Origin of the sequence: Marinobacter sp. DUT-3, assembly GCF_050379435.1 — a bacterium.
Lineage (GTDB): Bacteria > Pseudomonadota > Gammaproteobacteria > Pseudomonadales > Oleiphilaceae > Marinobacter.
This window is the reverse complement of sequence record NZ_JBNRMG010000006.1, coordinates 81,156-104,294: the sequence shown is the minus strand read 5'-3', so window position 1 is coordinate 104,294 and position 23,139 is coordinate 81,156. Positions and strand designations below refer to the sequence as shown.

Genomic DNA, 23,139 nt, shown 5'->3' with positions numbered 1-23,139 from the left:
CACGGAGGCAGCATGAAGTATTTTGCTTACGGATCGAATATGTCACTCCTCAGATTAAGAGCGAGGGTTCCAAACGCGGAGCGAATCGGTATGTTCACGCTCGTTGAGCATTCCCTTCGGTTTCATAAGTGGAGCAGGAAAGACAAATCCGCAAAATGCGACGCACTGTTCACCGGAAATCCGGAGGACTTCGTCATTGGCGCACTGTTTTGGATACCGCGTGACGAGAAAGGCCCGCTGGACAAGGCTGAGGGGTTGGGCTTCGGTTACGATGAAAAGCGGGTCACGGTTACGGATGCTCTCGGGAATTCCCTTGACGCTTTTACCTACTGTGCAACGTCAACGGATCCGTCTTTGCTGCCTCACTCCTGGTATTTGAATCACGTCATCGTTGGTGCGAAAGAAACAGGCGTTCCCGCTGACTACCTCGGTGTCATTTCAGCCACGCGAAGCCAGGAAGACCCTGATCGAAAACGAGATGCGAGAGAGCGGGCAATCTACGATTAAAAGCGGCTCGCTATGGTTTAAAAAATGGGATCGCCCGTTGCTTTGACTGCATAGAACAGGCAATCGCTCTTCGCAATCACCGGGTTGGTGGTGATCATGAAGGCCTTGAGGGCCTGGGCAGGGTAGATTCGCCCATCCTTGATTCGAAGCACCTGTTCCATGTTCTCGGCCCGGTTGTGGCTGATTGCCGTGAGAACGTCCAGGCCTTTTTGCCCAACCCATCCAAGAGGCTCATCCGGCGACACAATCCCGAAATTGCGGTGTTCGATGTCGGGCGGAAACGTGAGGTCTGCCTGTCCACTGGGCGTTAATCGGTACTCGATAGTCGCATCGGGTGCCAACTCCACTCGAATCGGATTGCGCAGAACAGCAACGTTCCATTCCGCTTTTTCCTGCGATAGCACGTCTGGCTGTGAGGCATACCGAACAAGCCCTTCGTACGCCAGTTGGTGCGCGTGATCATCCTGAGACCCGCCACACTCGATGGTCACGGTGGGAACCTCCTGCTCGGAATATTCCATCAGTGCACCCAGGCGAAGATCCGTCATGATCAGCCGGTCAGTAAAGAGCGACGCCAGCGCTTGGTGGGCGGCGTCGTTGGTGATGGTCACAGCGAAGGCAGGGCCGGTGCCTGAGGTGTTGTGCACGTCCAGCAGGCACTCGGGGTTGGCTGTCTGAAGCTCGGCCAGCATGGCCTCGGCAATTGCGCCTTCCTCTCCTTCAAACGGTTCTTTGAAGCACCGGTTCAGATCACGTCCGCCTGGCAGTTGGCGCAGCGACAATATCGGCGGGATTTTCGCGGGATGGACGCCGCCCAGAAGGAACAGCAGGTTGACCTCGGGGGTGTGCTGCTCCAGTAGCCATCGGTGAATCGCGAACAGCCCTGAGGGTTCGTTGCCGTGAAGCAGCGTTGCCATGGCCCGGGTCCTGGAGGGATCGCGGCCAGCAACGCGAACCACCGTGGGCCGTTGCAGCCGGTTCAGCCACTCCAGAGGCGAGCGGCCCAGGGTCTGGGGTGACGGGTTGTTGAGATAATCCAGGGTGTTCGAGCGGCTCATGGCGACAAGGTCCATTCGTGTAGCGGTGTGTTGGTCTTCTGATTGGCCATGTAAAGCGACAGCATACTCGTGAACGCCTCGTCGGGAGTCTGGGTCCTGAAAAAAGACTCGGTGATCTGGCGCTGCCATCGGGCGCCCGTCATTCGGGTTTGAATGCGGCCTTCGATGATGCCCAGCAGGCGGTGGATCTCCGCCTCGTCCACTGCGGTTCGTTGCAAGGCTTCCCGGGCGCGCGGCAGCAGGTCACGGGCAACAGTCAACAGCGGGGTATCCTGTAACTGTACCTGGTCTTTGTGGGGCCAGATAATGTCGGCACCGATGCCGTATTTGGCGGCACGATAGAAATTGTGTTCGGTGTAATGAAAGGGAAGTATCGACGTCAGGTGACGGATATCGTCGAGAACCGCCAACGCCGCTCCGATCACGAACAGTCCGTTCGCGCACATATCCACGGCCGTTGGTCCGGCCGGCATGGAACGAATCTCGATGCGCAGATGGCCGCCTTCTTTGTGATCAAAAATGGCCCGGTTCCAGGGCCACGTAGTCCCATGGTGCAGTCGCAGTTCGGTCAGTTCCGGTACGTCTCCCCGATCAATAACAGCCATCGGATCTTCTTCCGACATCATTGGAAGGATGGGGGGATACAAGGAGGCCGAAGCTGCAAACAGCTCCCAGGCGCTGCGTACCCAGCCGTTGCCGTAATAGACCCGTGGCGGGTGTTTCCAGGTTCTGTGGTTGGGCGAGCGGCTGTCGACGCACTGTTTGAACAGGGCGATACGGGTTTCGTCCCAGAGGTGGTGGCCGAACAGGCTGGGCGAATTGCTGGCCAGAGCCAGCGCAATGGGCGTCACCAGCTGCACTGCGTTGAAATAGTCTGCAAAGCGGTGGGCAGGAACGCGCCAGTGCAGTTGGAACGCGGTGTTCGCCCCTTCCATGGTGACGTCGTCCGCTTCCAGGTTGATGACGTCATTGCCACCGATATGGATGCTGAATGGCTCGCCCCGTTGCTGGATCAATGCGTTGGATAGCGCATGGTAGCGGGGTTCGTCTGTCATCACCTTCGCGCCCATATCGGACTGGCGCAACGTGGGTAGAATGCCGATGGGGACCAGTTCGCCATTCAATGGGGCGGCGTGCTGGTTGATTCGCTGCACGGCCTCGAGCAGTTCCTGCTCGGTTCTGGCAAAGGGGGCTCCCTTGAAGGCCTGGGGGCTGAGGTTGTATTCAAGATTGAAGCGGTTGAGCTCAACCGTCAGTTGTGGATCTTGAACGCTGGCGGCTATTTCTGTGTTGATCGGCTGAACACGCAGGTCCGGGTTTACGATGTAGAACTCGACCTCGGCACCAATGGAAGATTCTCCCTCACCAAAGCCGGGCCGGTTTAGCAGGCGGGTGAGGGCGGTAAGGTCCGTTCGCACCTTGGCAGCAAAACGGTCAAACTCTTCCGTCGTAAACTCCGATTGCTTTATCGACAGTCCCATAGCGGCTGTGCCTCTGACACCGACTTATCTTGATAGTAGCGGAAATGAGGTGTACACGTGTGCCGGCACCCAGTAGATTACCTTCAATCCGGAGTTTGAGTGTTACCCATGAGAATCATTATTCGTTATTTTTTCCGCGCCCTGCGCCTTGTCCTGACGCCGTTCATGCTGCTCAGCGAAAAGCTCAGCACGCCCAAGGGCGTTACCCGCAGCGCTGAACAGCAGGCCCGCGTCGACGAGGCCAGCAAGGATCTCGCCCTATACCAGTTCAGGGCCTGCCCATTCTGCATCAAGGTACGCAAGGAGATCGCCCGTCTGGGTCTGAACATTGAAACCCGCGATGCCCAGCATGACCCGCAGCACCGTGCCGCGCTGGAGGCCGGTGGTGGTCAGATCAAGGTGCCTTGCCTGAAGATGCGTCAGGATGATGGCAGTGAGCGGTGGCTGTACGAGTCTGACGACATCAGGGCATGGCTGCGGGAACGATTCGAGTCGGGGATTGGAGACCGGGCATATTAGTAGAAGTAAGCAAAGCTTGGTTAGGAGGGCGTAAGAAAACCGGGACAGACTTATTTTGTGCACACTGTTTTTTTGTCTTGGGCTGGCTTTGTCGAAATTGGTCTTCAGTAATCTGTAGGGCTTCTGTTTTTTGGCGTTTTCAGCCCATTTCGAAAAATATCTATCAAACAAGAGCTATCAAACTCCCATGACGAGAAAGACATTAGGTTTAACCCGGAAACCAATTAAAGACGCCAAGCCAGTGGCTGAGAAAGCCGAAGCTATGGTTGAGGTTGAGACTGACCCACAAAAACGTTTTTTAAACGGTGTGGCTATCAATCCAGCGCCGGGGATTCGTTTGGAGTCAGGTTCAGAAAAGCTCACAGTGCGTGCGATGGATTTGATCACGCCGATTGGAATGGGGCAGCGGGGTTTGATAGTTGCACCGCCGGGGTCTGGAAAATCGACGATTTTAAAAGATATTTGCCAGGCGGTGGGAAAGGCGTATCCCGAGATTAAACTTTACGCGCTATTGATCGATGAGCGACCCGAAGAGGTCACTGATTTCAGGCGCAGCGTCCCGGCTGAGGTCCACGCTTCTTCTTCGGATGAAAGCTATGCTCATCACGTTCGCGTTGCCGATGAGCTTCTTGATATCGCCCGCCAACAAGCAGGCGAGGGTCACAACGTGATGATTGTGATTGATTCTCTCACGAGGCTTTCGCGTGTGCATAATGCTGAGCGAAAGAGCAGCGGTCGCACTATGTCTGGCGGGGTTGATGCTCGAGCGATGGAGATCCCGCGGAGGTTGTTTGGCGCTGCACGAAACCTTGAAAATGGCGGCTCGCTTACCATTTTAGCAACCGTTCTGGTTGATACCGGCAGCCGTATGGACCAGGTTATATTTGAGGAATTTAAGGGCACGGGGAACATGGAGCTGGTTTTATCAAGAGACGTTGCGAATCAGCGAATCTTCCCCGCGCTGGACATTTCGAAAAGCAGTACCCGTCGTGAAGAGCTGCTGTTAGATCCGAAATATTTAGACAAAATTAGAGCGTTGCGCCGGGCACTTAGCGGTCTCAAACCGCTAGAGGGCACAAGAAAGCTGGTTGAGCTGCTTGAGAAGTACCCCACAAATGCTGAGCTTCTGAACAGCATCCCCGGGACGTCCATCGATTGAATCCGCGTTACGGGGTCTGCCCCGGGGAAACCGGGACAGACTTATTTTTGCTTGGGCTGAGGGACGAGCCCCACGAAGCTTATTGAGGGAGGACGGAAAACGCCCCCTCGGCCAAAAGCTCTCCTTTCTCTGTCACCACCTCAACTCGCCAGTCTCCCAACATGTGCCGGTCGATATACTTGGCTGAGGATGCTCGCATGGGGTCAACCGACGGCCTGATTTCTACCCGTGCAATCCGTTCGTCCTCCAGGTACCAGTCGTGGAAGTGCAGCTGGCCTTCCATGCCCTGGATTTCGGTAAACAGGTAAATTCGAATCAGTCCGTCACTGTCCATCCTTAAAACGTTCGGGATTTCGTCGATTGGCTCTTTTTCCTCCAGGCCCGTACTCAATTGCGCCCGGATCAAGTGATCAGAAAGTAGCTTGATGGACGTAGCATCTTCCGGGGACGGTTCGGATTCTCCTGCAGGCGGCTCGGCAACTTCCGGTTTTTCTCGTGCTGCGGTGTTCGGTAACTGGATAGATGCAGGCTCGGACGCGGGCTGGTCGATATATACCGACGGGAGAGAGGGCGCCTCAACGCTCTGATGCTCTACCAGCGCTTCCTTTTGTTCCCCGGTGCCAAAGATCTCAAAGGCTCCCCATATTATGCCCCCCACCACCAGAAACAATACGAAGAGAGCAGCAAAGATGCGCCCCCAGTGATACACAACAATCTCTTGGGGTTCTGCGGGCTCGGGTAGGCGGGAGGACTGAGCTGAAAAAGGTCGCTCTTTCGGTATCGCTGTTTTCACTGGTCGTTCTTCCTTGAAACGGGCAAAGGATGATTGGCATGTGCACAACAGCTTCACACTGCGAAGGTGTTAGACGAAAAAAAGGGGCAACTTGCAACTACGGCAGACAAAATTATTAAAAATTCACTATAGCAAACTGGTGGAAGTACGAGGTTACGGTGCCGTTAATTCATTCTCGACATCAAAACCGTGGTAAACCGGGACAGATCTATTTTTGATGAATTGAACGGCATAGAATTGGCGAACGGTATCAACTGGATGTTCATGTGGCACCCAGATATAAAGCGCAGCGAAAGGCCTTATTATGCATTTGGATAAAGCAAAAAAGCGTATTGCAAAGCAGGTTAAGAAGGGCTTTCATGGCTATCCGTTGGTTTCGCTGGAGTACTTTGGTAAAGCGAACGTTGGTAAAGCGCCGGATTCAGCCACCGAGGTCGTTGTGTCATTTACTGAGGAAGAGGGCGCCGAGCCCCAGAAGCAAACGTTTGTAAGTGGCGGTGATGCCCGGGACGATGAAGCGATTCAATCCACCCTCGTGAAAATTATTGAGCGGGCGGATGCGAAAACGGTGACCGAGATCGACGGTATTTCCACGATATGAACTCCGCTTCAGCAGCCTATCCAATCGGTACGCCCGGCACTCCCTGGGGCGACGCGGAACGTGCTGAGTGGCTGTCACGGCAGACCCGTCAACGCAGTTACGAGTCCGACGTGTTGAGCGTGGTCGAGCGGCTGCGTTCGCGCTTTAACGTGCAAGAGTATGGCCGTCTGGAATATGGCCCGGACGTTTATCCGCTGATGGCAATCCGCAGCCGCGACTGGCGTGCCGATCGGCCGGTGGTGCTGATTACCGGCGGAGTGCATGGCTATGAAACCAGTGGTGTCCATGGGGCGCTGCAGTTCGTTGAACAGTGCGCAGCGGATTATGCCGGTCGTGTAAACCTGCTGGTCGCGCCTTGCGTCAGCCCCTGGGCTTACGAACGCATCCATCGATGGAACGCGAACGCGATTGATCCAAACCGCTCGTTTCGTGATGACGGCCAGGCCGGGGAGTCAGCGGCGCTCATGCAGCTGGTCGCTTCGACAGAAGAGCCAATACTGCTGCACATCGACCTGCACGAGACCACCGATACCGACGAAACCGAGTTCCGCCCGGCGCTTGCGGCCCGTGATGGCAAACCTTTTGAGCCGGGTGAGATTCCGGACGGCTTCTACCTGGTGGATGACACCGAGAGCCCGCACCCGGAATTCCAGCAGGCGTTGATCAAGGCAGTGGAAAGGATCACCCATATCGCGCCGGCGGATGACAACGGCGAGATCCTCGGCTCACCGGCGGCCGGTCGGGGCGTTATTCAGTATCCGCTGGCGCAGCTTGGCCTATGCACCAGCATGACTAACGCCCGCTACAGGACCACCACCGAGGTCTACCCGGACAGCGACCGGGTGACCCCCGAGCAATGCAACGCCGCGCAGGTTGCCGCGGTGTGTGCGGCGATCGACTATGCGCTGTCAGGATAAGTGAGGAAACCGGGACAGATTTATTTTCGGAGTGTCTCGGGTCCCACAAACCTTACGAACTGGCCATCACGCTGGGGCTTTTGCAGTCTTACTGAATGATTTAGTTGCTTACAGTCAGCTTCATGGATTGCGCTATGGCTTTGGCATCGGCCTGACTGCCATCACGATGTGTCACGCCCTCCAGCCACGCTTCCACTGCATCCGGGTTTTGATTCATCCAATGGCGAGCCGCCCGGTCTTGAGGAACAAACTGGTTCATAATCATGTCCATAACCTCACCTTCCATCGCCAATGAGAATTCCAGGTTTTCCAGAAGTTGGGCCACATTCGCACATTCTTCGGAGAACCCGGCGCGGGTATTGGTGTAAACCGTTGCATCACCCTTGTTAGGACCAAAGTAATCATCGCCACCCTCCAGATACGCGATATCAAATCGCTCGTTCATTGGGTGAGGTGCCCAAGCCAGGAACACGATCCACTTTTGATCACGAATTTTGCCATTTACTTGAGCCAACATGATGCGTTCCGATGTCTCAACCAAATTGAACTGGCCTAAACCAAAGGCGTTGGTATCGATCATGTCGAGAACTAGCTGATTACCATCATTGCCTTTCTCCAGACCGTACACGCTGTTGTCAAACTTATCTTTGAACTTGGCGATATCCGAAAAGCTTTTGATCCCGGCGTCATAGACATATTGCGGTACAGCCAGGGTGTATTTTGCGCCTTTGAGGTTGGGGCGTAGCCGCTCTACCTTCTGGTCATTTATCAGCGGATCTGCCACGGGTTCCATACTCGGCATCCAGTTGCCCAGAAAGACGTCGATTTCGCCATTCGCCATAGCGTCGTACGTATCCACTACGGATTGGTTGGAAATACCCACTTCGTAGCCAAGCGCCTGCAACAGCTCAGAAGCCACGGCGGTGGTCGCCTTAACATCCGTCCAATCCACAATACCGAATCGTACCTGGTCACACTGCTCGGCTGCATGGGCCGTATGTCCAACCACAACTGACGCAAAAATCGCCAAGAGGAATATCGTTCGCATGTCGCACCTTTTAATTGAACGTTCAATTAATAAAAATTAGCGCGGGATAGTACCTAAAACTGAATCAAATTGATATTAGGATGCCTATTCAGGTCCGATTCATAAGGAATTCGCATCTCTTAAACTTTGTTAACCTGTTGAAATGTAAATAAAATTTAACAGGTGGCTTCACGTGTATTTCTGATATTCTCGAATGGTTCAAAAAACTGACACGTGCCTGATGGGACGATGGAGATAATGGTTTCCTTCCCGTCATAGTGGGTAGGTCAGACCACCTGAACAATGGGAATTACATCAATGAAAATGAAATCACTGCTCGTATTTTTATCTCTGAGTGCCACCTCATTGGGTGCCGTTGCGGATGACACAGCCGACGCCGCGCTGGGTGGCGGTATTGGTGGAGCAATTGGGGCTGCCATCGGCAACGAGGTAGGTGGCAGAGATGGTGCTATTCTCGGTGGTGCCGTCGGTGCGGCAACCGGAACAGCCATTACCACCAAAGATCATAGAGATTACGATCGCGACCATGATCGCCGTCGTCATGACTACGATGATCGCCGGTCTTACCGGAAGTCTGGTGGCCATTTCTGCCCACCGGGCCAGGCGAAAAAGGGCAACTGCTGAAACGCGACAAGCCTGCAATTTGATCCGTGCGCTTCAAAAAGCCTTTCTCCAGCGGAAAGGTTTTTTTATTTTCGACCCTGAACCACCTACTGAAATAGTTTTTTTTGGAAAATAGATCTGTCCCGGTTTTCCTATAACGCTCTCGCCAAGGCCGGAGCCCTGGCGATTCACACCCACGGCAATAAAAGTTGCGCCTTAAATGTGCCGCGTTCCAGTTGCCTCCGACGGTTGATCTCTACCTCTAACCAAGGAGCGGCTCAGATGAATGTCCAGGCCAATACCCTCGTAATCTTGTTTCCCTGCTTCATCTCTATTTCCCGACTATCAACTGCACCGAGCTTACGAATTAACTTCTTTGCAGGCTTAACATTGTCGGCTTTTGAAACCAGGCTGGTAAACCAGCGGCATTGAGTTGAATAGGTCTGGCTTTCTCTGATCATCTTTTTCAGAAACAGCTGTTCACCTCCCTTACACCAAAGCTCTGCGCCCAGCCCGCCAAAATTCAGAGTGGGGGAGTCGGTTTCTGCTTTTTGTTCACCGCGCTGTTTACCGCGACTACGAGCAAGGTTATTGCGTTTAAGCTGGTTACCTTTAAGTGCTTCATCGAGTGAGGCATGGAAGGGTGGGTTGCACACGCTGACGTCAAAGAACTCTCCGGCTTGAATGATTCCTTCAAAGATATGGTTTTTATCGTGCTGCGTGCGCAGCGTGAAGCGGTCTTTGAGTGTGGGGTTGTTGGCGATAATCGTGGCGACGTTCTCGAGCGACTGGGTGTTAATGTCGCTGCCGACACACTGCCAGCCATAAATCTGGCAGGCCAGTAGCGGGTAGATTCCGTTCGCTCCAGTGCCTATATCGAGCAGCTTGATACCGGGCTGCTCAAGCCCAGCTCCACCAAGCCCAAGCAGGTCTGCCATGTAATGGATATAGTCGGCTCTGCCGGGGATCGGAGGGCAAAGCGCGCCCTCCGGGATATCCCAATCGACAATGTTGTAGTATCGCTTTAATAACGCGGCGTTGAGCGTTTTTACCGCCAATGGGTCTGCGAAATCGATGGAAAGGTCGCCATGAGCGTTCGGTTTCACATGAGGGGCGAGTGCCGGGTGGCTCTTTACGAGAGCAGGGAAGTCATAGCCCTGGTTGTGTAGGTTCCTCGGGTGTAGACCTTTGCGAACAGGCTTGGCTTGGCTTTTTTGACGTCGATGGAGGGTGCTCACAGAAATAGGCCCGAGGCTTGGAGTTTGAAAGTAGAGTGGGTCTGGCTTGGTGCGTGATTATAATCTTAATGTATGTGATGCATGAAAACATGATGCGCTGTTGTTTTACCCGGAGCCCGAGATGTTTAAGCCAAGTTGTTATAGCTGTCGGAAAAAGTTTGAGCCATCGGCGCTCAGGGTTCATTACTCAAAAAACTATTGTGAGGACTGCGGCGTTGGGCTGTTTGGTGAGGATTACTTCCGTTTCGCCAGAAAGCCCGCTCCAACTACCCGGAAGAACCTGGCTATCCATTTTGCAGTGCTTCTTTTTGGGGTTGCTGGCTTGTTGTTATGGTTTTCGATTGGCAGGTCGTGATGGCTCAGAAAACCGGAACAGATCTATTTTCTCTCGCTCACGATGGCCGAGTGCTCCACTGGCGAGGAGTTACAAAAATCCTAAGGCGTCGAATCAAAGACTGATTTATGTTTCACCTCTGATTGATTGAAGGAAGCAAAACAAGGATGTCTGACAAATGGATTTGAGCCTGGCCCATTCCTCGTCAACCGGAAAGCGAACCAAAATAGATTCGAAGACAGTGGAGCCCGAGCCTTTCTCAGGCACCGATGTTCAGCGTGTCCATCAACCTCCCTCGGAGTTGTTTCTAGAACGGCAGGAATGTAATTCCCTGATCGCTGCCGCTATTGGCAATCAGGATCCGCGCTTTCTCAGAGACAGGGACAAGGCGTGTGCTCGGTATAAGGTTCTGCAAGGGGAAGTACATTGAATCAAAAAGGCTCACTCACCTCATGGAACGACGCCAAGGGCTTCGGCTTTATCACCCCGGAAAACGGGGGTGACCGTCTATTTGCCCATATCAGCGCCTATCAGGGGCGGGGCAGGCCTTCAGCCAGCCGCAAGGTGGTTTACGCGCAAACAAAAGACGAGAAGGGCCGGTTAAGGGCAGCTAGTTTCCAGTACGCTGGCGTTGCACGACACCGCGCAGCGGTAGCGACGGGTGTCTGGGTCGCTCTGTTGATTGCAGCCGCAGTGGGAGGTGCGGTCTCTGTGTTGTATCTTCAGGGGTATGTGCCGCTGCTTTTGCCGGTCGCCTATGGGGGGATGAGCCTGATTACTTTCTTGATGTACGCGGTCGACAAAGGGGCCGCCGAGCGCGGCAACCGGCGGGTACCTGAGGGGCGGTTGCACCTGTTCGAACTTCTGTGTGGCTGGCCGGGGGCGCTGGTGGGCCAGCAATTCTTTCGCCACAAAACCCGCAAGACCTCGTTTCAGGTGGCCTTCTGGTTCTATGTGATTCTCAATCTTGCGGTTCTCGGCTGGTTGTTGGTGTGGCCGGATGCGGAGTTTGCCCGGCAGGCGCTGGAGATTAAACCGGTCATGCTTATCAGGATCTAGCTGTGCAAAAAATCTGCTCACAGGCCCGTGGTAGATAGATCTGTCCCGGTTTCCCGTTAACACCAGCCCCTGGCGATGACAGCTTCTTCAATTCGCTTGAGTGCGTTAATCCAGGCCCCCAGGCGAACCGATTTGAGCTGGTGACGTTCGGCGCACTCGGTGGCCTGTTGGTAACTGTGAACCAGCCGCTGTCGACGTTGCTCGCTGATGGTTTCCGCCCCCCAATAGTCGTCGGCAAGGCCTTGTGTCCGTTCCATCTGGCAAAGGTGAACGCTGCCAGCGTTCGCCAGGACGTCCGGTACGATGGTGACACCGCGATCCAGCAACAGTTCGTCCGCTTCCAGTGTAGTGGGGGCGTTGGCGGCTTCAACGAGGATTCTTGCCTTCACGTTTTCTGCGACTTCTTTGGTGATCACTCCCTGCAGGGCTGCCGGTACCAGCACATCACAGTCACAGGAAAACAGCTCTTCGTTGGTGATCGGCTGGGTGTTCGGGAAGTTTTTCAGGCTGCCTTCCTTCTCGCGGTGTTTCAGAAGCTCGTCAATGTCCAGGCCTTCTTCAGCGTAGACGCCACTGTCGATTTCGCGGATGGCAATGACCTTGCAGCCTGCGTTGTGAAACGCCTGGGCAGCGACTGAGCCCACCTGTCCGAAGCCTTGAATCGCCACGCGCGCGCCCTCGAGTTTGAAATCGATCTGCTCTGCTGCCGCCTGAAAGACTTCGAAAACCCCGAGACCTGTGGCCTCGTAACCGCCCAGAACACCACCCAGAATCGGCGGCTTGTCGTTCACCGCCACTGGTGAGTGGCGGCCGGTAATCTGCTCGTACTCATCGAGCATCCAGGCCATGCTTTGCATGTCGGTGCCTACGTCAGCGCCGGGGACATCACAGTCCGGGCCGGAGGGCCTGAGATAGCGGATATAGGCTCTGCACAGCCGTTCGAGTTCGTGCTTGCTGAGCTTGCCGGGGTCAGCGGCAATGCCACCCTTACCACCACCAGCGGGAATTCGCCCTGCGGCATGCTTGATCGACATAACCAGCGCTAGCGCCTTGCACTCGTCGAGGTTGAGGTCCGGGGAGATGCGGGTGCCATCCCGGGTAGGGCCGAGAGCGTCTGTATGACAGACCCGGTAGGCGTCGAATACACGACTGCTGCCGTCGTCCATTTTTAGTGGGATGCGAAAGCTGGTGGCCCGACCGGGGGCGGACAGCAGTTCCACAACATCGGGATTGATCTTGCCGATCTCTGCGGCCTGGTGCATCAGGCGGGTGCTTTGCTCAAGGAAGTCTTCCATGGTGGTTCCTCCCCTGTGGCTGCGCTGATTGACTACTTTAAGCTTGGTAGATTATCCCTCCCGCTGCAAATCCTTGGCCGTGGGTTATCAGGCAGCTGGTTTCCCTCCGCTGTAGTCAGAGCCGCCACCGGTTATAATGGCGTCCCTTTAACCGTCGCAGAGAACCCTATGCCAATCGAAAAGAATCAGGTGGTCTTGTTTCACTACAGCGTCAGTGATGAACAGGGCAACGTTGTTGAAAACTCCCGTGGTGGCGAGCCGAACGCCTACCTGCACGGCCACGGCGGCATTATCAAAGGGCTGGAAGAAGCCCTGGAAGGTCGCGAGGCCGGCGATACGTTCAGCGTCACCGTCACTCCGGATAAAGCCTATGGCCCGCGCAAGGCCGACGCCGTGCAGCGCGTGCCGATCAAGCATTTGATGGGTGCCAAGCGCTGGAAGGCCGGCATGATTGCCCAGGTGCAAACCGAGCAGGGCCCACGCCATGTGGTCGTCGCCAAGGTCGGGCACAAGTTTGCCGATGTCGACACCAACCATCCGATGGCCGGTAAAACCCTGACCTTTGATATCGAAATCCTTGAAGTACGCGCTGCCGATGCGGAAGAGTTAGCGCACGGCCATGCGCATGGGCCGGGTGGGCATCATTGATCGATTAAGCCCTGCAACATGAATGCGCCTTTCACGCTGCGGCCTTACCAGCAGGAAGCGGTCGAGGCCACACTGAACCATTTCCGCCAGTCCGATGAGTCTGCCGTCATCGTGCTGCCAACCGGTGCCGGTAAAAGTCTGGTTATTGCAGAGTTGGCGCGTCTTGCCCGCCGCAAGATTCTGGTGCTGACCCACGTCAAAGAGCTGGTGGAGCAGAATCACGCCAAATACCAGAGTTATGGGCTAATGGGCGGCGTTTTCTCCGCCGGGCTGAAACGTAAGGAAAACCGGCATCAGGTGACCTTTGCCAGTGTGCAGTCGGTATCGGCGAACCTGGATCAGTTCAGGGATGAATATTCGTTGGTCATCATCGATGAGTGCCATCGGGTCAGCGGTGAGGAAACCAGTCAGTATCAGAGGATCATTGAGCTGCTGCGGCAACAGAACAACGCCCTCAAAGTGCTTGGGTTAACCGCTACTCCCTATCGTTTGGCCATGGGCTGGATCTATCGCTATCACTACCGGGGCTTTGTCCGAGGCGATCGGGATAAGCCCTTTCAGCACTGCATCTTTGAACTGCCGTTGAGCTACATGATCAATCGGGGGTATCTCACCAGGCCGGAGTTGGTGAACGCGGCTGTGGCGCAATACGATTTCTCCGCGCTTCCTCAGGATCGCTTTGGTGAATACGCAGAGAAGGACGTCAACGAGCTGCTGAGCAAACATAAGCGTGTGACCCGTGCCATCATTGAGCAGGTGATGGAGCTGGCCGCTGAGCGCCAGGGGGTGATGATCTTTGCTGCCACGGTGGATCATGCGCGGGAGATCACCGGCTATCTGCCGGAACACCAGACCGCCCTGGTAACCGGCGCGACCGATCTGAATGAACGGGCGTTGCTGATCCAGCGCTTCAAACAGCGGCAGTTAAAGTATCTGGTGAATGTCTCCGTGCTCACCACGGGCTTTGATGCGCCCCATGTGGACTTTATTGCCATTCTTCGTCCTACCCAGTCGGTCAGCCTGTATCAGCAGATTGTGGGCCGCGGGCTTCGTCTGGACGAAGGCAAACAGGATTGCCTGGTGATTGATTACGCGGGCAACCATGTAAACCTGCATCACCCGGAAGTAGGGGAGCCGAAACCAAACCCAGATAGTGAGCCGGTGCAGGTATTCTGTCCGGACTGTGGTTTTGCCAATATCTTTTGGGGCAAAACCGACGATGACGGCGGTGTTGTCGAGCACTACGGCCGCCGTTGTCAGGGGCTGCTGGAGCCTGCTGAAGGGGATAACCCTGCTGTGCAGAACAGGCGCCTGCAACAGTGCGATTACCGTTTTCGTTTCAAGGAGTGCCCGCACTGCGGCAGCGAGAATGATATTGCCGCCCGCAACTGCCACGAGTGCCAAAAAGCCATCATCGACCCGGATGATCAGCTAAGAGATGCGCTGAAACTCAAGGATGCCATGGTGATCCGTTGTGCCGGGATCACGTTAAGTGGCGGTGAGAGCAAGCTGAGGCTCACCTATCACGGTGAAGATGGGGAGGAACTTAGCGAGTCGTTTGATTTCAGCAAGCCGGCTCAGCGAACCGTTTTTAACAAGCTGTTCGGGCGTCGTTTCGCGAATGGGGAGGCTCCGAAAGCGTTCAGCAGAGTTGGTGAGGTGCTTGAGAGTCAGGCCCTGTTGCCGGCACCGGATTTTGTGATTGCCCGTAAGCAGAAGCACTATTGGCAGGTGCAGGAGCGGATTTTTGATTATCAGGGTAGATATCGTAAGGCGAATGAAGCGTGAGACCTTTGAAGGGGGAGGCCGCTTCGACCGCCTGTGTGGCTGGCGGGAAACGCACAGCCACACGCGATCAGCTCGGAGGCTGAATCCTTATCCGAACGCAGGCTGGTGCGGCTTACTGCCAGCAACCCGTTTCATCCATGCCATGTCCAGCGGAACCAGCACGTTCAGGGCGAACAGCACCCAGCCCAGGGGCTGCAAACTTTCCGCAAACCACACCATCAGGGCAAGAGATAGCAGGCTCCAGGTAACATCGGCAGCAATCATCAGGTTCAGGTACTTCTCCTGCCACCGTTCATTGATGGCCATGGCGGCCATGTCCACACACCACAGCAGCATCACAATGCCGACCACCAGGTAAAAGGTCGCGCCGGGGCCGCCTGCCCACTGGGCGATCGGCCCAGCGGCCAGAATGAGAGCCAATGCCAGGGGTGTGGAGAGGAAGACATCGCTCAGGAGGATTTGCTTCACACTGAATCGACGGACTAGGTTTTTCATGGGATCACCTCAATCGGGTTTCGCAATGTGTTTGACTACGCTACAAAGCTTCTACCCGGGCGGTGATAGACTCAATTACCTGTGAGGTAATGGTGCAGACTACCCTCGAGGACGATAATCGCTGAACACTCGGACATTCACAGGAAATACGATGAGCGCCTTCGGTACGCTATTCAGAGAAATGCGGCAGGGTAAACGGTTGAGCCAAATGGATTTCGCCCTTGAATGCGAGGTGTCGGCAAAGCACATCAGCTTTCTGGAAACAGGCCGAAGCAAGCCCAGCAAAGGCATGGTTCTGCATTTAGCGCAGATGCTGCAAGCGGACCTGGCCGGGACCAACCGGCTGTTGTCGGCGGCGGGTTACAGCCAGGTCTACTCCGATCAGGATTTGAGCGCGCCCGGCATGGCCATGATCAAGGAGGCGCTTGAGCACCTGTTGCAGGGGCACCTGCCGTACCCGGCGGTGGTATTCGACCACGAGTATTATCTGGTGATGGCCAACCAGGCCATGCAGGAGATGATGGTAAGAATGGTGGAGCTCGGTGCTCAGTTTCCGGCCCGGCCAAACTTTCTGCTGTCGCTGCTGGATGACCACGGCATGAAACCCTTCGTGGGCGATTGGGAGAATATCGCCTGCCACATGCTGCAACGTGTCTACCATGAGCATCTTGCCGGTCCCTTTCGGGATCAGCCCAATCGATTGCTGGAACAGGCCCTGACTGTGCCCGGCGTGCCGCAAAACTGGAAAAGCCACGTGGTGGAACACCTGGATTACCCGGCGATTCCTTTTTCCCTGAACCTGGGGGACCAACAGCTCAGAATCTTTTCCACCATCGCAACCATCGGCACGCCTTTGGATGTCACCGCTCAGAATTTGCGGATTGAGCATTTCTTTCCGATGGATGAGAGCAGCAAGGCTTATTGGCGAGGCTGAAGCACGCAAATCGGCGACCACACTTCCCCGTGTTGCATCACCCGGAAGGCCGCTTCACTTATGCCTTGCCTCTCCAACGCCAGCCGTAGTCGCCTCGGTGGCTCGTCCATGGGTTCATCGGTGAGCACGAACGTGCCCCAGTGCATGGCAACAGACTGGCGGGCGCCAATATCCTGGTGAATCCTGACCGCCTCTTCGGGTGCCACGTGCACTGGGGCCATGAACCAGCGCGGGTCGTAGGCGCCTATGGGGAGTAGCGCCAGATCAATGGGCGCAAACAGTTCGCCAATGTCCCGGAAGACCTGACCATAACCGGTATCACCGCCGAAATAGAACCGAAAGCCATCCATTTCCAGAAGCCAGCTACACCACAGCGAGGTGTTGGTGTCGGTGGCGGTTCGTCCGCTGAAATGCTGGGTTGGCAGGCAGAACACTTCGTTTTTGTCGGCCAGGGGCGTTGATTGCCACCAGTCGAGCTCCACCAGGTTGTGGATGCCGCGCTTCTCGAACCAGCGTCGCAGCCCCATGGGAATGCAGAAGCACAGGTTATCCCCGAAACGTCGGTGCAGCTGGCGCACCGTTGCTTCGTCGAGATGGTCGTAGTGATTGTGGGAAATCAGTACCAGGTGAATCGGCGGCATGTCCGCCACCGTCAGGGCGGGTGGCGTGAACCGCTTCGGCCCGATTAACCGGAAGGGACTGGCGCGGTCCGACAACACCGGGTCGGTCAGTACGTTCAGGCCCCGATACTGGAACAGGAAGGACGCATGCCCCAGCCAGGTCAGCTGCGGTGCTGTCGGCGGATTCATCAGCAAGTGGGCATCCGGACGCAGCAGCGTGTAGCGCTTACCCGGTGGGAAACGGCGGCCGGGGGCCAGTTGCCAGCGCAGGAAATCCCCCAGGCCATGCTGCTCTACGCGCTCCAGATTGCGATACCTGCCCCGATGGAAATGGGGTTTTGCGGCAAGGGCTGCAAGGCGTTCACGGTCGATGGTCATGACTCGAACTAGCCCCTTTCTAGCGCCCCGAGGCCCAACTTTCTTTCGCCAACTGCATGGCCCGGTTCACTTCATCGGCTGGGACATCGCCCGGCTCGCCCTTTTCGAGCGGGTCGTAGTGAAAGACATACAGGCGGGAGACGAACTCGGCCACCGGTAACGAGGCTTCACCATAACGCTCGTTGTGGCCGTGGGTTGAGGTGACGATGCCCTGGCCCCAGTTCTGCCCACTGTCGTTGTTGGGGTTAAAAAAGTAGACGCGCATGGTCTTGTCCGCATCCAGCGCAAGCCGCTGGATGGTGATGGCGTGCCAGCCAAGAAAGCGCGTGGCGCTGTCGGTCACCGCAATACCGGCCGGTTGTGGATTGATGACCGGGATGTCGCCGTTGTAGAAAGGGTGATAGGCGGCATAAAAATCGCGAACAAACCCGTCGAAGTCTTTAAGGCTACCCGTGAAAACGTCGACGGCAATGCGAAATCCGTGGCCGACCTGGTCGCCATGGAATTCTGCGTTGACCCATTTGTGTGGATCTTCTCCGCGCCCGACACTGCGTCGACCCATTTCAAAATAGATGCGATCCAGGTGCGGCACGGTCAGCAGGGATACTGCATCCACATCCACCGGCGGCTCGGTCGCCAGCCCGGCGCCGAGTTCCCGCGAGGATATGCTGTTACCTTCAAAGCGCATCACGATTTCATCGTCGCGCGCTGCCCAGGCAAGGATCCGAAGCAGCTCTGCCGGCATGTTGTAGGCCCACATGGAGAGGGCGCGCGTAGACTGACAGGTGGGATAATTCCCCTGTCCGATGCCGAGTGGGCGCCCAAGCACATTGAGCACGTCGGCGAGTAAAAAACATTCGGGGGAACGGCTGTTCCCGAAGACCGCCTCAATCTTCTCGGCCGCCGCGTCGCAGAGCGGCAGGCGTATCTGGCGCCACAGAGACGGCGCCACGGGAGGTGCGTAGAGAATGCCGCGCTCGAGCATCATGGCCAGGCCATAGGCACACTGGCTGGTCTCTGGATACAGGGCTTCGTCAATCAGGCGATGAATCAGCGCGGGGTAGCAGTGAAACGCGTCGGCACCTGTGTTGCTCAGCCCCAGGGCCGTGGGAATCAGTTCGTTCCAGCGGTTTCGCAGGTAGCGTATGAATACCGGCATGTAGGCTGACACCAGGCCGGTTGAGTGCATGGCCTGGGCGAAGGCGATGGCCTCCTGTAGCAGGGTGGCGTCGTCCATTTCCGCCAGTCGTTCAGCGTAGACATCAAAGCCGGGATCTTCCCGGCATCCCTCGGTGGGGCTGAATACGGCGTTGATCAGTTGCACCGCGTCGTCGCTGACTTCGCCATCCAGCGCGTCCGGTTTTTCCAGGCAGACCGCTATCTGGGTCACCATGTGTTTAACGCCCGCGACCTGGACAGGGCGTTGCGCCAGAATCCGCCAGACTTCGGCCACCAGATGTTCCAGGAGGTTTTCGTAGCCCAGATGCTGCAGCAGGTAGTGGTACAGGGTCTGAACGGCGTGGCCGAGCTGATCGGGCCTCAGCCGGTCGCTCTCATTAAGATCGCCCACCACCAGGTCGAGGTTCATCGCCAGTACCTGGGCTAGAAAGTGATGGGCGTGTTCCGCCGAGATAGAAGCGTGGGTGTAATCGCTTTTGACCACCGCCAGAAGGCGAATCTGGCTCAGGCTTTCAACCAGTGTTGCCGCCGGCTCCCCGTGGCGGACCGTGCGTGCGGCCAGGGAGGGTACCAGTGTCTGGGGATAGTCCCAGTCGCTGCCCCTAAAGAATCCGGCCGACTCAATATCCGGTACGCGTTCGTAAAGCGCTTCCAGACCTTCCGGGCTGAACATCAGGGGTTTTGCCGCATCGATCACCTCGAATACCGGCGAGACGCCCTCAGTGGCATTGGTTTCGGCAAGGCGGCTGATGGCCTCGTCAAGTGCCTTCAGGAGCTCGTCTGACACGCCATTATTCCGGTTTTTGGATCCGTCGTTGGCTCTGGTCATACCTCCCTATCCTTCAGTGAACCTCAGGACATGTCAACTGTGCTTGCTGGGTATTTCGCCCCTGTTTCGAGTGCCGGAAATGATGACGGTAGCGGGCGAGGGCAGTCTGCCGATGGACGTACTGATTCGCAGTCGGGCCCAGAACCTGCAATCCGCCCCTAGCCGATGCCATGTTCGGTAACGCTCTTCATACTCAGTAACTGCCCTTCCTTCACGGTTTCCATCACGATGTAGCTGCGGGAGTCGTTCACCCCCGGTAACGCCAGAATGGTTTCCCCCAGAAGCGAGCGATAGTGGGCGACATCCGCCACCCGGGCCTTGATCAGGTAGTCAAAGTTGCCAGACACCAGATGGCACTCCTGCACCTCCGGAACGTCGATGGCCGCTTCCTTGAATTGGGCGAACACATCCGGACCGGTACGGGTCAGGCTGATCTCGACAAAAACCGTGAGTCCGATGCCCAGCTTGCGGGCGTTGAGAATGGCCCGGAAGTTCCGGATATATCCATCCCGTTCCAGCTTGCGGACCCTTTCGAGGCAGGGGGTTGGGCTCAGGTTCACCCGGCTCGACAAATCGTGGTTGGTGATCCGGGCATTGTTCTGCAGTTCGTCCAGGATGGACAGGTCTATTCGATCGAGTTTTCGCACGCGTTTTGCTCCTTTTACCAGTGAAATTGTTGAAAGTAGTTGAGAATACTGTATGTGAGAAAATTAAAGATTGAAACAGCTAATAAATAGCAAAATTCAGCATTTTCTTCTGTCCGGCCTATTTAGACTTTGATGCGTCACCGTGACCGTTGTGTCGCGTTAACTCATTACCTGACAGGAGCAAAACCCTATGATTGTGGGTGTACCCAAAGAGATTAAGAACAATGAATTCCGGGTTGGACTGACCCCAGAGGCGGTCCACGAGCTGGTTGCACATGGCCATCAGGTGGTTGTGCAGGCTGGTGCCGGAGCGGGTATCGAGCTTACTGATGATCAGTTCCAGGCTGCAGGCGCCAAACTCGCCGCCACTGCGGAATCGGTTTTCGAACAGGCGGAAATGATCGTCAAGGTCAAGGAACCGCAGGCCGTCGAGCGAGCCCTGCTACGACCTCATCACACCCTGTTTACCTACCTTCACCTGGCCCCGGATGTGCCCCAAACCAACGAGCTGCTGGCCAGCGGCGCGACCTGTATCGCCTATGAGACCGTCACCGACAGCAACGGAGCGCTGCCGCTGTTGGCGCCCATGTCGGAAGTGGCAGGTCGTATGAGTATTCAGGCCGGTGCCCACTGCCTGGAGAAATCCCAAGGGGGGCGGGGCCAGCTGCTGGGCGGGGTGCCCGGCGTAGACGCCGTCACCGTGGTGGTGATTGGTGGTGGCGTGGTGGGCTTCAATGCCACCCAGATGGCGGTGGGTATGGGAGCCCGCGTCATCGTGCTGGACAAGTCCATTGCCGTCCTGCGCCGTTTCGATGCGGTGTTCGGCAACCGGGTCCAGACCCTGTTCTCGTCGTCAAAGGCGGTCGAGGAAGTGCTTTTACAGGCGGACCTGGTGATCGGTGGCGTGCTGATCCCCGGGGCTGCGGCACCCAAACTGGTCAACCGTGACTTGATTTCCCGGATGAAGCCGGGGGCGGCGGTGGTTGATGTGGCGATCGATCAGGGCGGCTGTTTCGAGACGTCGACGCCGACCACCCATGCCGAGCCCACTTACATGGTTGACGGTGTGGTTCACTACTGCGTGGCAAACATGCCCGGCGCGGTTGCCCGGACCTCCAGTTATGCCCTGAACAACGCCACCTTGCCCTATGTTCTGCAGATCGCAAACAAAGGCCCGCGTCAGGCGCTGGAGGACAGCTCGGGGCTGCTGCAGGGCCTGAATGTGTTCAACGGAGTGCTGACCTGTCCGTCCGTGGGCGTCGCCCAGGGCATCGAATCCATCACCCCCGAACAGGGGTTGGCGCTGATGAACTGACCGTGCCACTTCTGCGGGCGGATGCTGCCCGCAGAACGGTTCTACCCGAGTTCGTTATCGGCAAGGTCGATAACGCTCCCTGCATTACACGACAACAACAAGAGGTATTGATCCCATGGATTTACTGAGTTCTGTATTGGGAACCATCAACGGAATCGTCTGGGGTTGGCCCATGCTCATTCTTATATTGGGCGTGGGCCTGTTTATGAGTCTTGGCCTGAAGCTGATGCCCATCCTCCGGATTGGCGCTGGCTTTAAGCTGCTGTTCAGTCGCGAACCGGTCCGCCATGGTGACGAACAGGCTGGCGAAGTATCGCCTTTCCAGGCGCTGATGACGGCGATGGCAGCAACGGTTGGCACCGGCAATATTGCGGGTGTGGCCACTGCGGTGTTCCTGGGCGGCCCCGGCGCCCTGTTCTGGATGTGGGTGACTGCCCTGGTGGGCATGGCCACTAAATACTCCGAGGCGGTGCTGGCGGTCCGATTCCGTGAGGTGGATGACGAGGGCAACCACGTTGGGGGCCCGATGTACTACCTGAAGAATGGCCTGGGTCGGAAATGGGCCTGGTTGGGCACCGCCTTCGCCATCTTTGGCGCGGTGGCGGGGTTCGGCATTGGCAATACCGTTCAGTCCAACTCCATCGCCCAGGTAATTGACGCCAATTTTGGTGTACCGGTGATAGTAACCGGACTTGTGGCGATGGTGCTGGTGGGGGCTGTGTTGATGGGAGGAATACGGCGTATCGGAGCGGTAGCCGGAAAGCTGGTGCCCTTTATGGCGGTTGCCTACATGCTGGCCGGGCTGGTGGTGCTGGCGATCAATGCTGACCAGATTGGCCCGGCTCTGGCCCTTATTCTCGATAGTGCCTTCTCCGGCCATGCCGCGCAAGGGGGCTTTGCGGGAGCGGCCGTTTGGGCCGCCATTCGTTTCGGGGTGGCCCGTGGCGTCTTCTCCAATGAGGCCGGGTTGGGCTCCGCTCCCATTGCGCATGCTGCTGCCAAGACCAACGACCCAGTTCGCCAGGGCTTGATCGCCATGCTGGGCACCTTGATCGATACCCTGATCGTCTGTTCCATCACCGGCCTGGTGATCATTACCTCTGGCGCCTGGGATTCCGGAGAGTCTGGGGCTGCATTGACCTCGACAGCCTTTGGCCTGGCTTTGCCAGGGGTGGGCAATTACCTGGTCGCGATTTCACTGGCGCTGTTTGCCTTCAGCACCATTCTGGGCTGGTCATTCTATGGCGAAAAATGCGTGGAATACCTGTTTGGCACCAGGGCTATCAAGCCGTTCCGGGTGCTGTGGGTGCTCGCTGTCCCCCTGGGGGCCGTTCTCAACCTGGATTTCGTCTGGTTGGTGGCCGACACACTCAATGCGTTGATGGCTCTTCCCAACCTCATCGCCATTGTCGCGCTCAGCCCGGTGGTGTTCCGGCTGACCCGGGACTACTTTGATCGCCAGAGGCTGGCGCTGGCGGCTGAATCCTCGGGCACTGGTTCCTGAGGTCAGTGGCTTTCCCCTGGCCTGGAGCTCCTGGATACTGGGGCTCCAGGCCTATCTGGCCGACCTTCAGGAGTGGAAACTGGTTGCACCTCACGGGTGAGAGGTCAGTGTGGTTTCCTGACAGTGAGTACGAATCTCAGCCAACTGGCGAGGCCATGTTCCATGAGGCCTGTGACAGCATGGGCTTGGC

Annotated in this window: 22 protein-coding genes; 11 read left to right on the top strand and 11 right to left on the bottom strand. The window is 56.6% G+C overall.

Annotated elements, in window-relative coordinates:
• Positions 1-12 precede the first annotated feature (12 nt).
• The gene (locus tag ACQUWM_RS12240; protein WP_428922336.1) at positions 13-507 is read left to right on the top strand and encodes a gamma-glutamylcyclotransferase family protein; all 495 of its coding nucleotides are present in this window, start codon (positions 13-15) and stop codon (positions 505-507) included.
• A 17-nt stretch (positions 508-524) separates the two neighbouring features.
• Here the strand turns inward: ACQUWM_RS12240 and ACQUWM_RS12235 are convergent, their stop codons facing one another.
• Both ACQUWM_RS12235 and ACQUWM_RS12230 read right to left on the bottom strand, forming a co-directional pair.
• Positions 525-1,565, bottom strand: coding sequence for a succinylglutamate desuccinylase (locus ACQUWM_RS12235; protein WP_428922335.1), 1,041 nt, complete (start codon positions 1,563-1,565; stop codon positions 525-527).
• The gene (locus ACQUWM_RS12230; protein WP_428922334.1) at positions 1,562-3,046 is read right to left on the bottom strand and encodes a hypothetical protein; all 1,485 of its coding nucleotides are present in this window, start codon (positions 3,044-3,046) and stop codon (positions 1,562-1,564) included. Before ACQUWM_RS12230 ends, ACQUWM_RS12235 begins: the two co-directional genes overlap by 4 nt.
• 108 nt (positions 3,047-3,154) lie before the next feature.
• Here ACQUWM_RS12230 and ACQUWM_RS12225 point away from each other — a divergent pair, with 108 nt between their 5' ends.
• Together ACQUWM_RS12225 and rho are read left to right on the top strand one after the other, a co-directional pair.
• Positions 3,155-3,565 carry a glutaredoxin family protein gene (locus ACQUWM_RS12225; RefSeq protein WP_407002438.1) on the top strand — a complete coding sequence of 137 codons (411 nt, stop codon included), beginning with the start codon at positions 3,155-3,157 and terminating at the stop codon, positions 3,563-3,565.
• A gap of 130 nt (positions 3,566-3,695) precedes the next feature.
• Complete coding sequence (gene rho / locus ACQUWM_RS12220; RefSeq protein WP_428922333.1) at positions 3,696-4,724, top strand: transcription termination factor Rho; 1,029 nt, start codon at positions 3,696-3,698, stop codon at positions 4,722-4,724.
• A 79-nt stretch (positions 4,725-4,803) separates the two neighbouring features.
• Here rho and ACQUWM_RS12215 read toward each other — a convergent pair whose 3' ends face one another.
• Complete coding sequence (locus tag ACQUWM_RS12215) at positions 4,804-5,517, bottom strand: DUF2914 domain-containing protein (protein ID WP_428922332.1); 714 nt, start codon at positions 5,515-5,517, stop codon at positions 4,804-4,806.
• Between the two features lie 304 nt (positions 5,518-5,821).
• Here ACQUWM_RS12215 and ACQUWM_RS12210 point away from each other — a divergent pair, with 304 nt between their 5' ends.
• Positions 5,822-6,118 carry a hypothetical protein gene (locus ACQUWM_RS12210; RefSeq protein ID WP_407002435.1) on the top strand — a complete coding sequence of 99 codons (297 nt, stop codon included), beginning with the start codon at positions 5,822-5,824 and terminating at the stop codon, positions 6,116-6,118.
• Positions 6,115-7,035 (top strand): M14 family metallopeptidase, encoded by a 921-nt coding sequence (locus tag ACQUWM_RS12205; protein ID WP_428922331.1) that lies wholly within the window; start codon positions 6,115-6,117, stop codon positions 7,033-7,035. The genes ACQUWM_RS12210 and ACQUWM_RS12205 overlap by 4 nt, the downstream gene beginning before the upstream one ends.
• Before the next feature lie 100 nt (positions 7,036-7,135).
• Here ACQUWM_RS12205 and choX read toward each other — a convergent pair whose 3' ends face one another.
• The 3 genes from choX to rlmF form a co-directional block, all read right to left on the bottom strand.
• On the bottom strand, positions 7,136-8,083 hold the full coding sequence (choX, locus tag ACQUWM_RS12200) for a choline ABC transporter substrate-binding protein (RefSeq protein WP_428922330.1): 948 nt from the start codon (positions 8,081-8,083) through the stop codon (positions 7,136-7,138).
• Between the two features lie 342 nt (positions 8,084-8,425).
• Positions 8,426-8,668: a hypothetical protein gene (locus ACQUWM_RS12195; RefSeq protein ID WP_428922329.1), complete on the bottom strand. Its 243-nt coding sequence runs from the start codon at positions 8,666-8,668 to the stop codon at positions 8,426-8,428.
• A 296-nt stretch (positions 8,669-8,964) separates the two neighbouring features.
• Positions 8,965-9,924 carry a 23S rRNA (adenine(1618)-N(6))-methyltransferase RlmF gene (gene rlmF, locus ACQUWM_RS12190; protein WP_428922328.1) on the bottom strand — a complete coding sequence of 320 codons (960 nt, stop codon included), beginning with the start codon at positions 9,922-9,924 and terminating at the stop codon, positions 8,965-8,967.
• Positions 9,925-10,684: 760 nt separating this feature from the next.
• Here rlmF and ACQUWM_RS12185 point away from each other — a divergent pair.
• Positions 10,685-11,317 carry a DUF1294 domain-containing protein gene (locus tag ACQUWM_RS12185; RefSeq protein ID WP_428922327.1) on the top strand — a complete coding sequence of 211 codons (633 nt, stop codon included), beginning with the start codon at positions 10,685-10,687 and terminating at the stop codon, positions 11,315-11,317.
• A 56-nt stretch (positions 11,318-11,373) separates the two neighbouring features.
• Here the strand turns inward: ACQUWM_RS12185 and ACQUWM_RS12180 are convergent, their stop codons facing one another.
• Positions 11,374-12,612 carry a Glu/Leu/Phe/Val family dehydrogenase gene (locus tag ACQUWM_RS12180; RefSeq protein ID WP_428922326.1) on the bottom strand — a complete coding sequence of 413 codons (1,239 nt, stop codon included), beginning with the start codon at positions 12,610-12,612 and terminating at the stop codon, positions 11,374-11,376.
• A gap of 168 nt (positions 12,613-12,780) precedes the next feature.
• Here ACQUWM_RS12180 and ACQUWM_RS12175 point away from each other — a divergent pair, with 168 nt between their 5' ends.
• Entirely contained in the window at positions 12,781-13,260 is a 480-nt protein-coding gene (locus tag ACQUWM_RS12175; protein WP_407002426.1) for an FKBP-type peptidyl-prolyl cis-trans isomerase, read from the top strand.
• An 18-nt stretch (positions 13,261-13,278) separates the two neighbouring features.
• On the top strand, positions 13,279-15,048 hold the full coding sequence (locus tag ACQUWM_RS12170) for a DEAD/DEAH box helicase family protein (RefSeq protein WP_428922325.1): 1,770 nt from the start codon (positions 13,279-13,281) through the stop codon (positions 15,046-15,048).
• Between the two features lie 87 nt (positions 15,049-15,135).
• Here ACQUWM_RS12170 and ACQUWM_RS12165 read toward each other — a convergent pair whose 3' ends face one another.
• Positions 15,136-15,543, bottom strand: coding sequence for a hypothetical protein (locus tag ACQUWM_RS12165; protein WP_428922324.1), 408 nt, complete (start codon positions 15,541-15,543; stop codon positions 15,136-15,138).
• A gap of 151 nt (positions 15,544-15,694) precedes the next feature.
• On the opposite strand from ACQUWM_RS12165, the gene ACQUWM_RS12160 reads away from it, so the two are divergent.
• Positions 15,695-16,477 (top strand): helix-turn-helix domain-containing protein, encoded by a 783-nt coding sequence (locus ACQUWM_RS12160; RefSeq protein WP_428922323.1) that lies wholly within the window; start codon positions 15,695-15,697, stop codon positions 16,475-16,477.
• On the opposite strand, the gene ACQUWM_RS12155 is transcribed toward ACQUWM_RS12160, so the two are convergent.
• The 3 genes from ACQUWM_RS12155 to ACQUWM_RS12145 form a co-directional block, all read right to left on the bottom strand.
• Complete coding sequence (locus tag ACQUWM_RS12155) at positions 16,462-17,475, bottom strand: MBL fold metallo-hydrolase (protein ID WP_428922322.1); 1,014 nt, start codon at positions 17,473-17,475, stop codon at positions 16,462-16,464. The two genes, ACQUWM_RS12160 and ACQUWM_RS12155, sit on opposite strands and share 16 nt — an antisense overlap.
• Positions 17,476-17,494: 19 nt before the next feature.
• Positions 17,495-19,483: a hypothetical protein gene (locus tag ACQUWM_RS12150; RefSeq protein ID WP_428922321.1), complete on the bottom strand. Its 1,989-nt coding sequence runs from the start codon at positions 19,481-19,483 to the stop codon at positions 17,495-17,497.
• A gap of 158 nt (positions 19,484-19,641) precedes the next feature.
• Complete coding sequence (locus ACQUWM_RS12145; protein ID WP_428922320.1) at positions 19,642-20,130, bottom strand: Lrp/AsnC ligand binding domain-containing protein; 489 nt, start codon at positions 20,128-20,130, stop codon at positions 19,642-19,644.
• A 190-nt stretch (positions 20,131-20,320) separates the two neighbouring features.
• On the opposite strand from ACQUWM_RS12145, the gene ald reads away from it, so the two are divergent.
• Positions 20,321-21,445, top strand: a complete 1,125-nt coding sequence (gene ald, locus ACQUWM_RS12140) for an alanine dehydrogenase (protein WP_428922319.1) — start codon at positions 20,321-20,323, stop codon at positions 21,443-21,445.
• A gap of 115 nt (positions 21,446-21,560) precedes the next feature.
• Entirely contained in the window at positions 21,561-22,949 is a 1,389-nt protein-coding gene (locus ACQUWM_RS12135) for an alanine/glycine:cation symporter family protein (RefSeq protein WP_428922318.1), read from the top strand.
• Positions 22,950-23,139 lie beyond the last annotated feature (190 nt).